Source organism: Tenacibaculum sp. 190524A05c (assembly GCF_964036595.1).
In the GTDB taxonomy this organism is placed as follows: Bacteria; Bacteroidota; Bacteroidia; order Flavobacteriales; family Flavobacteriaceae; genus Polaribacter; species Polaribacter platacis.
Map to the genome: position 1 here is coordinate 3,844,534 of NZ_OZ038523.1, position 14,614 is coordinate 3,859,147.

Annotated in this window: 8 protein-coding genes; 1 reads left to right on the forward strand and 7 read right to left on the reverse strand. The window is 32.8% G+C overall.

The genetic code is table 11. The features are described from left to right. Positions 1-5 precede the first annotated feature (5 nt). From uvrB to ABNT61_RS17315, 7 genes are all read right to left on the reverse strand, one after another. The gene (uvrB, locus tag ABNT61_RS17285; protein WP_348744125.1) at positions 6-1,994 is read right to left on the reverse strand and encodes an excinuclease ABC subunit UvrB; all 1,989 of its coding nucleotides are present in this window, start codon (positions 1,992-1,994) and stop codon (positions 6-8) included. Positions 1,995-2,017: 23 nt separating this feature from the next. Beyond that, complete coding sequence (locus ABNT61_RS17290; RefSeq protein ID WP_348744126.1) at positions 2,018-5,527, reverse strand: T9SS type B sorting domain-containing protein; 3,510 nt, start codon at positions 5,525-5,527, stop codon at positions 2,018-2,020. Positions 5,528-5,580: 53 nt separating this feature from the next. Beyond that, positions 5,581-8,505 carry a T9SS type B sorting domain-containing protein gene (locus ABNT61_RS17295; protein ID WP_348744127.1) on the reverse strand — a complete coding sequence of 975 codons (2,925 nt, stop codon included), beginning with the start codon at positions 8,503-8,505 and terminating at the stop codon, positions 5,581-5,583. Between the two features lie 17 nt (positions 8,506-8,522). Beyond that, positions 8,523-11,606: a choice-of-anchor L domain-containing protein gene (locus tag ABNT61_RS17300; RefSeq protein ID WP_348744128.1), complete on the reverse strand. Its 3,084-nt coding sequence runs from the start codon at positions 11,604-11,606 to the stop codon at positions 8,523-8,525. A 149-nt stretch (positions 11,607-11,755) separates the two neighbouring features. Continuing rightward, complete coding sequence (locus ABNT61_RS17305) at positions 11,756-12,604, reverse strand: ABC transporter permease (RefSeq protein ID WP_348742937.1); 849 nt, start codon at positions 12,602-12,604, stop codon at positions 11,756-11,758. Between the two features lie 17 nt (positions 12,605-12,621). After that, positions 12,622-13,518 carry an ATP-binding cassette domain-containing protein gene (locus ABNT61_RS17310; RefSeq protein ID WP_348744129.1) on the reverse strand — a complete coding sequence of 299 codons (897 nt, stop codon included), beginning with the start codon at positions 13,516-13,518 and terminating at the stop codon, positions 12,622-12,624. 98 nt (positions 13,519-13,616) lie between these two features. After that, the gene (locus tag ABNT61_RS17315; protein WP_348722195.1) at positions 13,617-14,117 is read right to left on the reverse strand and encodes an IS1096 element passenger TnpR family protein; all 501 of its coding nucleotides are present in this window, start codon (positions 14,115-14,117) and stop codon (positions 13,617-13,619) included. A gap of 74 nt (positions 14,118-14,191) precedes the next feature. Between ABNT61_RS17315 and ABNT61_RS17320 the strand changes: the two genes are divergently transcribed. Then, positions 14,192-14,611 carry a hotdog fold thioesterase gene (locus tag ABNT61_RS17320; protein ID WP_348744130.1) on the forward strand — a complete coding sequence of 140 codons (420 nt, stop codon included), beginning with the start codon at positions 14,192-14,194 and terminating at the stop codon, positions 14,609-14,611. Positions 14,612-14,614 lie beyond the last annotated feature (3 nt).

Here is a 14,614-nt window from a genome sequence, read left to right on the forward strand (position 1 = left end):
ATAGGTTATAATTGTTTTTTAAGTACTTCGATTTCATCTCTCAGTTGAGCAGCAGCCATAAAGTCTAGGTTTTTAGCGGCGACTTCCATTTGTTTACGTTTATCTCTAACACGTTTTTCGATTTCAGATTTAGGTAAGAACTCTAAATCTTGTTCTGCTGCTTTCTTAGTAGCATTATCGTAGTGGTACGAGGCAATATTATTCTTTGCTAAAGTATTATCAATCTTTTTATTGATTTGCTTTGGAGTAATATTAAATTTAGTATTATAGTTAATTTGTTTCTCTCTTCTTCTGTTGGTTTCATCAATTGTTAATTGCATGCTGTTTGTTACTTTATCAGCATACATAATAGCTCTACCATTTACATTTCTGGCAGCTCTACCAACGGTTTGTGTTAACGATCTATGAGAACGTAAGAATCCTTCCTTGTCTGTATCTAAAATTGCAACTAAAGAAACTTCTGGTAAATCCAATCCTTCTCTAAGAAGGTTTACACCGATGAGTACATCAAATAAACCTTTACGTAAATCTTGCATGATTTCCACTCGTTCTAAAGTGTCAACATCAGAATGAATATATCGACATCTTATTTGAATTCGTGTCAAATATTTGGCCAATTCTTCAGCCATTCTTTTGGTTAGAGTCGTAACTAAAGTTCTTTCATCTTTTTCAACTCTAATTTGTATCTCTTCAATTAAATCATCAATTTGATTTAAACTAGGTCGCACCTCAATTTCAGGATCTAATAATCCAGTAGGACGAATTACTTGCTCAACAAATACACCTTCAGTTTTTTGTAACTCATAATCTGCAGGTGTTGCTGAAACATAAATTACTTGATTTTGTAATGCCTCAAATTCTTCAAACTTCAATGGTCGGTTATCCATAGCAGCAGGAAGTCTAAAACCATACTCAACAAGGTTTTCTTTTCTGCTTCTATCACCACCATACATCGCATGCACTTGAGGAACGGTAACATGACTTTCATCAATAACCATTAAATAATCATCAGGAAAATAATCTAACAAACAGAACGGTCGAGTTCCTGCTTGTCTGCCATCTAGATAGCGTGAATAATTTTCAATACCAGAACAATATCCTAATTCACGAATCATTTCTAGGTCAAACTCTGTACGTTCTTTTAATCTTTTCGACTCTAAGTGCTTCCCTATTTCAGAAAAATAGTCACATTGTTTTACTAGGTCGTCTTGTATTTGATGAATAGCGTTTTGTAAAACATCTGGAGAAGTAACAAAAAGGTTAGCTGGATATATGTTTAAATGTTCGAATTCTTCAACAATTTGATTGCTTTCTAAGTCGAAAGATTCAATCTCTTCAATTTCATCACCAAAGAAATGTACTTTATATCCATTTTCTCCGTAGGAAGGATAAATGGTAACTACATCTCCTTTTACTTTGAAAGTTCCACTTTTAATTTCCACTTCAGTTCTAGCATATAAACTAGTTACCAATTGGTGTAAGAATTTGGTTCTAGAGATTTGTTGTCCAACTTCAATTTGAATCACATTCTTTTTGAACTCAATAGGATTTCCAATACCGTATAAACAAGAAACAGAAGCAACGACTAATACATCTCGTCTTCCTGATAAAAGAGAAGAAGAAGTACTAATTCGTAATCGTTCAATTTCATCATTGATAGATAAATCTTTTTCAATATAAGTTCCAGTTACAGGAATATATGCTTCAGGTTGATAGTAATCATAATAAGAAACAAAATATTCAACAGCATTGTTAGGAAAGAATTGTTTAAATTCTGAATACAATTGGGCCGCTAAGGTTTTGTTATGAGCTAAAACCAATGTTGGTCTGTTCACTTCAGCAACAACATTAGCCACGCTAAATGTTTTACCAGATCCGGTAACTCCAAGCAAGGTTTGATACTTTTCGTTAGTATTTATTCCTTCAACTAATTGTTTTATTGCTTGAGGTTGATCACCAGTAGGTTGAAAATCTGAAACTAATTGAAAATCCATTACACAAAAATAAGGATACTTATTTACTTTCTAAGTAAAGAGAAGTTTCCTTTTCTGCTAATTTGATTTCCGTTTCTATCCGTTAATTCGATACTAAACCAGTAGTCGTTTGATGGTAATGTTTTTCCGTTATAAAGTCCGTCCCAACCTTGTCCATCAATAGCTATTTCTGTGATTGGATTTCCGAATCTATCAAAAATGTGAATACTACTTTGTGGATAGAAAGTTGTGCTTGCACCTTTTACTGACCATAAATCATTGATTCCATCTCCGTTTGGTGTAAAGTATTTTGGAAATTCTAATACAGATACTTCTAATTGAGCTACACCACATCCGTTTTTATCTCTCACTAAAATGGTATAAACACCACCACTTAAATTTTCAAACATTGGTGAGTCTTGGAAATCTCTTACGATAAGGTTGTTTTCATCTTGTAAAGCAAATTCATAATCACCAATTCCAAGGTTGTTGTTACCATTGTCAATGGTAATTGTATTATTAGCAGAATCATCAATAATAGTAACATCATCTTCAGCAAGCGTTGCGATTATAGATTCGTTAACAATTATTCTTCTAGTTCTTCTACATAAAGTTGTTGTATTTATCGCTGTAACTTCATAAGTACCTCCTTGAGTAATATTTAAAGTTTCACTAGTAGAAGAAGTATCTAAAGTTCCATTTCTTCTCCATTCATAGGTGTAAGTTCCGTCCGGTGTTTCAGCTTCAATGAAAGAAGGATTGTTTAAACAAACTATTTGAGGAGTGGTTACATCAAATTCTGGTAAGGGAAGTACTCTAATAAAGAACTCTCCAAGTCCAGTACAATCATTATTGATTCGGTTAACGATCTTAACAAAAATAGACTGCTGTGTAGTAGCAGGAATATTTGTGTTTCTATAATTAGTAGGATCAGGAATTTGATTGATTACAGCATCTCTATCAGCCGCAGTTTCAAAGAATAAAATATCTAAGTCGTTTCTAATTGCAGGATCAAATAAGTTTCTAATAGCATCAATAGCTGGACTAATATCGAAGTTAGAAATTCCATCTCTATCGTCATTATTAATGTTATCATTTCCATCAGCATCTAAGAAATCATCACATGACATGAATTCTTGATTGTAGGCTACATCTCCTGCGAAAGAAATCGTAATGTCTAATCTAGAAATTCTAAAACATCCTTGATTAGAAATAGTTCTTACCCAAACAGAATCTCCATCAGAAGCTGTATGTGTAATTGGAGTTGTAATTTCAGCTGTATCTGCAATTGCATCTGCTTCAGTTGGATAGTATTTAAAGGTTTCGTTTGTATGATTAGCTGAGATCGAAATTTCAGCCTGAGTTAAATTAATTGAAGTAGAAAGATCACTATCTGTATCACACTGATTAATCACAGCAGGATTATTAGCAATAACAGGTAAAGGATGAACAATTAACTGAAAAGGTTGAAAAGTTGCCGAAGTAGGATCTGAAACCGTAAAACAATTTGTATTCGCTATGTTTTCAATTCTCACATAAATTGTTTGCGAATTGATTGTTGTATTTCTATATGGATTATTTTTATCAATAACATCAGTAGCAGAATCCGTTTGTGCTCCAGTTAAAGTTGTATGATAAGATACATTGTATAGAGTAGGAGATAAGCTTCCTAAAACTTCCGCATCTTTAGTTGATAGCATAAAATTATTAAAGAATCCATCAGTATCACCCCCATTAGCAACATCATCACATTCTTCGTAATTCGTTGGTTGACTTGGAGCTGGTAATGCTGTTATGCTTATTGTAAACTGAGTTGAAGCAAAACACGCTTCAGGCGCATCGATATTATTTACTCTAACAAAAATATCTTGGTTTGATGGAAAAGCAGTTGCGTTTGTATAAGGACTTGTAATTGCATTAGGTACGTTATTATTATCAGCATCAACTTGATTTAAGAAATATAATACTTGAAACTGAGTTGGATCTAACGTTCCTAAAGCAATCGGTGTAATATCGGTATCAAAATCAAACGTATTGAAACCATCTCCATCCGTGTCACAAAAGTTTATATCACTTATAGTATTTACACTTGCTGGTTCAAAAGTTTCAATGTCGAAGGAACCTTCAAGATTGGTAGCATTATTACAATCGTCAATTAAAGTTACGACTAATGAATATGTTCCGTCATCACTAGTACTTAAATTATTTAAAGTAAGTGTCGGTTGGTTAGAAATTACAGTAGAAGTAGTACCATTATCAAAAGTCCATTCATACTGAATATTCGTTCCTGTAATTGGTTCTGGTGAGATTTCAATGGTTTCGCCAAAACAGTATTGTATAGTTTGATTATTTAGAATTTCGTTCGTTGCGGTATCTGTAATTTCAATTGGTAAAAGTAACGAAGAAATAAACGGAGGTAAACCTTGAGCAGTAGATTGTCCGTTTAAGAAAATAGCATCATTAATATATACAACATCATTACCGTCAGCATTAGGATTATCAATAACGTCTAAATAATCACTATTTGGAACAGATGCGTAAATTTTACCATCTGGACCTAATTGAAGAGCTCCTCTAAACCCTTGTTTGGAATTGATTAAAACTCTGGTTGATGGAATATCTGGATTAGTTAAGTCAAATTGATATACAGAATTAGTTCCGTTAAATGTTGAAGCATATAATTTATTGGATTGCTGAGAAAATGCTACTCCGTAAGGAGATTCATTTTGGTTATCTCCAATTAAGGTAATTGGATTAGTAGAAACTACACCTGTTTCATTATTGAAATTAAATAATTGTAAAGTACCGTTTATATTTTGTTGTCCAGCGCGATAATCTGCAAATGCAATAAATTCACCATTTGGAGAAACTTGTAAATACCCACGTTTATCGGTAGTGTTAAAGTTCACATTACTAACTACAACACCAGAAACATCAACACCAGATGCATCTACTTTAAAAGAGTAAAATTGGCCTTGTGCGAAAGAAATAACCCAGAAGGTATCACAGTCTTTTCCTTTTACTGCAGTTACTTTTTCCGACCAAACTGTACTAATGTCTAGAGAACTTATTGGGTCGATTGCTAAATTCACTGGTCCATCTACGATTTCTCCCAAGCCTCCATTTCTAGACATGTCTATTGTGTAGAAATTAAATCCAGGATTACTAGGAACTCCATTAGGTACGAAGTTTGTTCCAACTGTAAATAAATAATATAATGTATCTGATCCTGGACGAGGAATAATCATTCCTGATTGTGTACTTGACGGGTTTCCTCCTAAATTATCAGCTAAAGAACCGTCAGTAAAGGTCATTAGATTATGATCTTTATTAAAAATTCTAATTCCATCAGAATAGAATAATAAATTTCCATCTTTATCAGAGAAAGATGAACATCCTTCATCCGTATTTAATTGTCCATTTGTTAATGCTGTAGGTGGAGTAGTAGAAAAATCAATACCTGCATTTTGACCAAAATACCAAATGTTGGCTTGTTTCTGAGCAAAAATTGAAATCGAAATAAAGTATACCCCCAGTATGAATAATTTCTTCATTTAACTTTTGAATTAAAAAGCTAAATTAATTATTCTAATTGAGAATTAATGATTTACTTTCTTAATAAAGAGAAATGTCCTTTTCTATTGATCGTAATTCCGTTTCTATCTGTTAACTGAATATTGAACCAGTAGTCATTTGATGGTAATATTTTACCATTATAAAGTCCGTCCCAACCTTGTCCGTCAATAGCTATTTCTGTGATTGGATTTCCATATCTATCAAAAATGTGAATACTACTTTGTGGATAGAAAGTTGTGCTTGCACCTTTTACTGCCCATAAGTCATTTACACCATCTCCGTTTGGTGTAAAGTATTTTGGAAATTCTAATACAGATACTTCCAATTGAGCTACACCACATCCATTTTTATCTCTTACTAAAATAGTATATACACCACCACTTAAGTTTTCAAACATTGGTGTATCCTGAAAATCTCTTACGATAACACTGTTTTCATCTTGTAAAGCAAATTCATAATCACCAATTCCGAGATTGTTGTTGCTGTTATCTATCGTAATGCTATTATTAGCAGAATCATCAATAATAGTAACATCATCTTCAGCAAGCGTTGCAATTATAGATTCGTTTACAATTATTCTTCTAGTTCTTCTACATAAAGTTGTTGTGTTTATTGCTGTAACTTCATAAGTTCCTTCTTGAGTAATATTTAAAGTTTCGCTAGTAGAGGAAGCGTCTAAAGTTCCATTTCTTCTCCATTCGTAGGTATATGTTCCATCTGGTGTTTCTGCCTCTATGAAAGAAGGATTGTTTAAACATACAATTTGAGGAGTGGTTACATCAAACTCTGGTAATGGAAGCACTCTAATAAAGAATTCTCCAAGTCCAGTACAATCATTATTAATTCGGTTTACAATCTTAACAAAAACAGACTGCTGTGTAGTAGCAGGAATATTAGTGTTTCTATAATTAGTAGGATCAGGAATTTGATTGATTACAGCATCTCTATCAGCAACAGTTTCAAAGAATAAAATATCTAAGTCGTTTCTGATAGCAGGATCAAATAGATTTCTAATAGCATCAATAGCCGGACTAATATCGAAATTAGAAATTCCATCTCTATCGTCATTGTTTATAGTATCATTTCCATCAGCATCTAAGAAATCATCACATGACGTGAATTCTTGATTGTAGGCTACATCTCCTGCGAAAGAAATCGTAATGTCTAATCTAGAAATTCTAAAACATCCTTGATTAGAAATAGTTCTTACCCAAACAGAATCTCCATCAGAAGCTGTATGTGTAATTGGAGTTGTAATTTCAGCTGTATCTGCAATTGCATCTGCTTCAGTTGGATAGTATTTAAAGGTTTCGTTTGTATGATTAGCAGAGATCGAAATTTCAGCCTGAGTTAAATTAATTGAAGTAGAAAGATCACTATCTGTATCACACTGGTTAATCAAAGCTGGATTATTAGCAATAACAGGTAAAGGATGAACAATTAACTGAAAAGGTTGAAAGGTTGTCGAAGCAGGATCTGAAACCGTAAAACAATTTGTATTCGCTATGTTTTCAATTCTTACATAAATTGTTTGCGCATTGATCGTTGCATTTCTATATGGATTGTTTTTATCAATAGCATCAGTAGAAGAATCGGTTTGAGCTCCAGTTAAAGTTGTATGATATGAAACGTTAAATGTAGTAGGAGATAAGCTTCCTAAAACTTCCGCATCTTTAGTTGATAGCATAAAATTGTTAAAAAATCCATCAGTGTCACCTCCATTCGCAACATCATCACATTCTTCGTAATTTGTTGCTTGACTTCCTGTTGGTTGAGCAGATACGGTTAAATTAAATTGGGTCGTATCGTAACAAGCATCTGGAGCCAAAGTATTGTGAATTCGAGCGAATATTGTTTGATTGCTATTTGGAGTTGGATTAGTATATGGATTACTTAATGCGTTTGGAATAATATTGGCGTCAGCATCAGCTTGACTTAAAAAGTATAACACTTCAAACTGATTTGGATCTTGAGAGCCTAATACTTGAGGTGATACTAAGTTATTTAAATCAAAACTATTAAATCCATCTAAATCAGGATCACAAAAATTAATATCAGAAACGGAATTCGCAACAGGAATAGGATAATATGTAATTGTTACATCATCCATAGAAGTATTTCCAGTATTATCAGTAATTATTACTCTATAAATCCCAGAACGATCATCATTAATGGTTAACGTTGAGTTTGTTTCACCTGGAATAGTCGTGAACCCAGAACCAGTATCTATTTGCCATTCAAAAGAAGTAGCCGTTCCGCTTACTGGAGTTCCATCTAAAGTAACAGGTGTTCCATTACAAATAGATTGGTCTCCTCCTAATTCTCCAACTACAATAGAGCAGTCTGTTACACCTGCACCTGTTGCTCCAAAATTAGTTTGTTCCAATTTTATTTGACCAGCGACATTATCAAAATTAGTAATAAGAAGAAGATAAAACTCGCCAGCTTGAGCGTTATTTATAGTTAAATTCTCAACAGAAGAAGCATCATAACTACAATCAATAATATTGGTCATATCAGTATTATTGATATAAAAATTGGGAGATGAAACATTATCAGGACACGTAACAGAATTACCTGAACTGTCCAAACAGTTATTGGCTAAACTTGTACAGTTGGAATCTGGAGAGTTAAATGGTCCCCAAGCAATAAAATCAACATCTATTGGTGTTCCATTAGGGTTACCTCCTGCATCAAAGCTCGAAGATTGAATTATTCTAAAATTTAAATCTCCACTACTTTGAACTCTAATGAAAAACCAAGCCGGGTTTGGAGTACTAAATAAACAACCTATAGCTCCAGTATCGGGAATATTGGTGACATTATTAAAAATTTTCACTCCCGAGTTATCAGAACACATAGGTTCTGCATTGTCACAGGTGTCAGCACCGTTTTGGCTAAAACTTGTAAAGTATATCAAAAACGATAAAACAGAAAGAAACCATCTTATTTTCATAGGGCGAAATTAATGATTTACTTTCTTAATAAAGAGAAATGCCCTTTTCTACTTATTGTTGCTCCGTTTCTATCCGTTAATTGAATATTGAACCAGTAGTCATTTGATGGTAATATTTTACCATTATAAAGTCCGTCCCAACCTTGTCCGTCAATAGCTATTTCTGTGATTGGATTTCCGTATCTATCAAAAATGTGAATACTACTTTGTGGATAGAAAGTTGTGCTTGCACCTTTTACTGCCCACAAGTCATTTACTCCATCTCCGTTTGGTGTAAAGTATTTTGGAAATTCTAGTACAGATACTTCTAATTGGGCCACACCACATCCGTTTTTGTCTCTCACTAAAATGGTATAAACACCACCACTTAAGTTTTCAAACATTGGTGTATCCTGGAAATCTCTGACGATCACACTATTTTCATCTTGTAAAGCAAATTCATAATCACCAATTCCAAGGTTGTTGTTACCATTGTCAATGGTAATTGTATTATTAGCAGAATCATCAATAATAGTAACATCATCTTCAGCAAGCGTTGCAATTATAGATTCATTTACAATTATTCTTCTAGTTCTTCTGCATAAAGTTGTTGTGTTTATAGCTGTCACTTCATATGTTCCTCCTTGAGTAATATTTAAAGTTTCACTAGTAGAAGAAGTATCTAAAGTTCCATTTCTTCTCCATTCATACGTATATGTTCCATCTGGTGTTTCTGCCTCTATGAAAGAAGGATTGTTTAAACATACAATTTGAGGAGTGGTTACATCAAACTCTGGTAAAGGAAGCACTCTAATAAAGAATTCTCCAAGTCCAGTACAATCATTATTAATTCGGTTTACAATCTTAACAAAAATAGACTGCTGTGTAGTAGCAGGAATATTCGTATTTCTATAGTTAGTAGGATCAGGAATTTGATTGATTACAGCATCTCTATCAGCTGTAGTTTCAAAGAATAAAATATCTAAGTCGTTTCTAATTGCAGGATCAAATAGATTTCTAATAGCATCAATAGCAGGACTAATATCGAAATTAGAAATTCCATCTCTATCGTCATTGTTTATAGTATCATTTCCATCTGCATCTAAGAAATCATCACATGACGTGAATTCTTGATTGTAGGCAACATCTCCTGCGAAAGAAATCGTAATGTCTAATCTAGAAATTCTAAAACATCCTTGATTAGAAATTGTTCTTACCCAAACAGAATCTCCATCAGAAGCTGTATGAGTAATTGGAGTTGTAATTTCAGCTGTGTTTGCTATTGCATCTGCTTCAGTTGGATAGTATTTAAATGTTTCGTTCGTATGATTAGCTGAGATTGAAATTTCAGCCTGAGTTAAATTAATTGAAGTGGAAAGATCACTATCTGTATCACACTGGTTAATCAAAGCTGGATTATTAGCAATAACAGGTAAAGGATGAACAATTAACTGAAAAGGTCGAAAGGTTGTCGAAGCAGGATCTGAAACCGTAAAACAATTTGTATTTGCTATGTTTTCAATTCTCACATAAATTGTTTGCGCATTGATAGTTGCATTTCTATATGGATTGTTTTTATCAATAGCATCAGTAGAAGAATCGGTTTGCGCTCCAGTTAAAGTTGTATGATATGAAACGTTAAATGTAGTAGGAGACAAGCTACCTAAGACTTCCGCATCTTTAGTTGATAGTATAAAATTATTAAAGAATCCATCAGTATCACCACCGTTAGCAACATCATCACATTCTTCATAATTTATTGCGGTTTGACCAACTGGATTATCAAAATTTAATATTCTGAATGAACCCTCAGTAAAACAGTGGTTTGCAGTTCTGTTTCTCTTTCTTACATATATAGTTTCGTCATCACTTGGACTCGTAAAACTTGTAGGAGTAGTAATTTGATTTAAAAATGCTGAATCAGTGAAAAATAATACTTCAAATGTAGCTGGATCTTGACCATTTAATATTTCTGCCGTCCTGGCCGTTAAATCAAAGATGTTATTTTCACAATTAGATAAATCAGTAATTGCAGGTATTGCAGTTGCTGGTTCAGAAAATTCTAAAACAATATCATCGCTATCTTTACATCCACCATCGTCAATTTCACAAGTATAAGTTCCATTTCCTAAGTTTGCCAAGTAAGTTTGACTAGTTTCCCCAGTAATTTCTACTCCATCTTTAAACCATTTATAAGAAGTAGCAGAAACATTTGCAGTTAGTAATGTAGAGTCACCACAAACAGAATTTGAACCGGAAATAGTCAAGTCATTTCCTAAATTTAAACCTAAGTTAAAACTTCCTTTCTCTAGAAATACAGCAGTATCTACCACTCGATCACTAAAATCAGCAACAACTAATTTGATATGATAGGTAACGTTAGGAACAACATCAGCTTGAGCAGTTAGTACTACAGTTCTTCCAACAAATCCTGTTTCTGTAACATCACTTCCAGCAAAGAAGGCCTCATTTACTGCGGCACAACCAGTAGCTCCACCCGAATTAGGAATTTCAGCATGTACATTTGTAACACTTACAGGTGTTGTAGTTCCAGGAACTAGTGCAATATTTTCGTATGTAGTTGAAGTACTTTGTCTTAGCAAAAAGGCGAAACTATCTGCAAAATTACAAGGAAATGTTCCTTGATATTCTTGAGAGGCCATTAAGTATCTAAAACTAATTCTTGTCGATTTTGGAACGAAGTCAAATTCTATTACAGCAGCATCAGAAATTTGTCCAGGAATAACTCCAATAGCGTTGGCTAAATCTGCATCAGTATTACCTGTAGTAGATGTACTTAACGCTCCACCTGAAGCTCCAGCTTGAATTCTATTTGCAATTCCTGAAGTTAAAACAATTCCCTCTTCAAAAGGAAATGAACTTCCGGCTTGCCTTTTAAAGAAACCATAATTTTTTGTAGGCTGATCCGTTGGTGTTCCACTAACTGCGGATGTAACGTTAGAAACTGTGTTACAGGCTCCTGTAATTAGAACATCAGATATTAGCTGCTCTGGTGTAAAATTAGATTCTGGTTCTGCAGTATTGTTAACATCTACTTGAGCGTTTAATCCCACTAAACTAAATAGTAATACAACTAAGAGAGTAATTTTCGTTCTGTTCATATAATTGATTAAAAGGCCGACAATTTACTAAAAAAAACGTCAAAAAATGACGTAATTCTTAGTATTAACAACTAAATATAAAACAATTAAACAACGTAAAACCCTACCCGTAAATTGCATTAAAATTAATCAGAATATAATACGATAATTTATAAATCTCTTTTCTTTAATAAACTGTATGATAAATAAATGAAGATAAATGTCCATATGCTAACAATAATTATGTCAACGAAATTTACAGAGTAATCTTTAACAAAGTTTTCTCCTATTTGCTTAGCAACTGATTTTACAGCACCTAAACGAGTAAAAGGTTCTTTGATTAAGTTAGACATTGCTTCAAGGGGAAAGAATCGCATAATTTCATTAGCTTGAGTTAAGGCTCCTTCTTTTAAGTCCCTAAAAGTCAAAACTAAATATCCTTTAAGTAGACTTTCAATGATTAACCATACAATCATACCTGCTACTGCGAATGCAGATCTTTTTATTAAAATCCCAAGGAATAATCCAAAAGAAAAGAACCCAACAAGTTTTACAAAGAAGGCAAATAAGTATTCAAGATCAGAAAATATAATTGAGAATTCATTAAAGTCTGAATAGACAAACCCTAATATTAAGGATACAAAAAATACAAAAACTGTGGAAACAGCTGCAAAGGCTATTACTGTATAAAATTTTGAAAGGATAAATTCCTTCTTACTTAATCCGTCAATAAGGTTTTGTTTCAGAGTTTTATAGCTGTATTCGTTAGCCATCATTGAAACTATAACTAGTAAAAGGAAAAACTTTAATGTTGCTGCGATGTATGTGTTGAAATGCCAGATATAAGGAAAGTTGAAAATTCCCTGCTCAGCCAAATGAAATTTTATTGGGCCAATATCAAATTTTATGGCTGCAATCAACGCAATTGAGGTTAATAAACCGAAGTAGATTATTGATAAGACTCTACTTGCTCTATTGTTTTTTAATTTATGAAATTCAATATTTAATAGACGTAACATGTTCATAGTAGATTAATTTAGTTGTTAGTAAGGTTTAAGAATTGTTCTTCTAAACTTGGCTTACGCATAACTAAATGAGAGAGAATAATTCCTTTTTCAAATAAGTATTTGTTAATTTCAGAGGCAGTAGTTTCGTTTTCTAAACGCGCAATGATTAAATCATCCTCTACATTAACAGTTGCTATGTCATAATAATTTTTAAGAGTATTAACTAAAAGTTCTTGGTCTCCGTCGGTTTTTACTTCAATAATTCCGTTCGAAGCAACCATGTTTTCAACTCTTCCACTATATAATTTTACACCATTTCTAATTACAACCACATGGGAACATACTTTTTCAACTTCATCTAAAAGGTGAGAGGCTAGTAGAATAGTTGTTCCATTCTTAGCTATTTTTTTTATTATTTGTCGAATTTCATGGATACCCTGTGGATCTAAACCATTTGTAGGTTCATCAAGAATTAAAATTTCAGGATTGTTCAGTAAAGCTGATGCAATAGCAAGTCTTTGTTTCATTCCCAAAGAATAAGTTTTGAATTTGCTATTTCTCCTTTCGTAAAGGTTTACTGTTTTAAGCTTGTCATCAATATTGTTGTATGGAACTCCTTTGATTTTACAAATCAATTGTAAGTTTTGTACAGCAGTCATGTAAGGATAGAAATTAGGTCTTTCTATAATAGCTCCAACTCTTTTTAAAGCATTATGGGTAGACACTGTTCCACCGAACCAAGAAAATTCTCCAGCGGTTTTATTTACAACATTTAAAATGATTCCTAAAGTTGTAGATTTTCCACTTCCGTTAGGACCTAAAATTCCGTATACATTTCCTTTTTCAATATCAAACGAAAGGTTTTTTACAGCATGAACTCGCCCAAATTTTTTGTCGAGGTTCTTAATAGATAAAATGGTGTCCAATAGTATAAAGTTTAGTCAATTTTCTATTCGACGAACAAGATACCAAAATGTTACGTAATTTTTAAGAAGAGATTTTAAGTTTACTAATAAATATTTGATTAGTAGTTGTCTAAATCTAAGCTGTCCAAATCTTCAAAGTCATTAAACATGTCTCTGTTTTCATCATCAAAATCACTTAAAAGTTGATCAGATTCGAATACTTTTTCGGGAGCATCTTTAGGCATTTCTCCAACACTTAGAATTGTTTTGGTTTCAGCAACTGCTTCTTCTGAAGATTCAATTAATTCAATGTAAAAAGTCCACATTTGAAGAAAGTCATAAACATAAATTAGCTTGTCATTTTTATTCTCTAATATGTCTTTAGTAGTACAAGAAGCCATTGATAATTCTTCTCCAGCTTCAGCCATATTGAATAAAGGAATTTCTAACCCTTGATTCCATTCGTCATCACTTTTGTAAAATGATGCCATTTCATTTCCTTCTAATCCGAAGGCGTTAGCAATGTCAAAATGTAATTTCTCTAGAGATAAATTCTCATCAAACATTATGGTTCTGATTACATCTTCCTCAACATCTAAAATAGCACGAACTTTATACATTTCTTAATTTTTAATAGACTACAAAAATACGTATTTTTACTGCTTATTTAAGGATTTGAAGATTTTATTGATAAATGATAAAAGAGGAGATTTTAAAAAAGCTTAATTCTTACAATACAAACACATTAATGGAAACATTAAGTATCGAGTTTGTAGATTTAGGTGAAGATTTTATAACGGCAAAAATGCCTGTTAACTCAAAAGTACATCAACCGTATGGAATTTTGCATGGTGGTGCTACAGCAGCTCTTGCAGAAACTGTAGGGAGTTTGGCTTCAGCTTATTTTTTAAAATCGAAAGATAAAATCGTTAAAGGAATTGATCTTAGCATAAATCATTTGAAAAGCAAAAGAGAAGGTTTTGTATTTGGAACGGCTAGGCCAATTCATAGAGGTAGAACTACTCATTTATGGGAAATAAAGGTAGTAGATGAGGAAGGGAATTTAATTTCACTTTGTAAGCTTACCAATATAATTTTGGATAAAAAACAATAGTTT

Bases quoted from the DNA above. Each gene is read 5' to 3' on its own strand.
- uvrB (WP_348744125.1), bottom strand. From the start codon at position 1,994: ATGGATTTTCAATTAGTTTCAGATTTTCAACCTACTGGTGATCAACCT.
- ABNT61_RS17305 (WP_348742937.1), bottom strand. From the start codon at position 12,604: ATGTTACGTCTATTAAATATTGAATTTCATAAATTAAAAAACAATAGA.
- ABNT61_RS17290 (WP_348744126.1), bottom strand. From the start codon at position 5,527: ATGAAGAAATTATTCATACTGGGGGTATACTTTATTTCGATTTCAATT.
- ABNT61_RS17320 (WP_348744130.1), top strand. From the start codon at position 14,192: ATGATAAAAGAGGAGATTTTAAAAAAGCTTAATTCTTACAATACAAAC.
- ABNT61_RS17315 (WP_348722195.1), bottom strand. From the start codon at position 14,117: ATGTATAAAGTTCGTGCTATTTTAGATGTTGAGGAAGATGTAATCAGA.
- ABNT61_RS17295 (WP_348744127.1), bottom strand. From the start codon at position 8,505: ATGAAAATAAGATGGTTTCTTTCTGTTTTATCGTTTTTGATATACTTT.
- ABNT61_RS17300 (WP_348744128.1), bottom strand. From the start codon at position 11,606: ATGAACAGAACGAAAATTACTCTCTTAGTTGTATTACTATTTAGTTTA.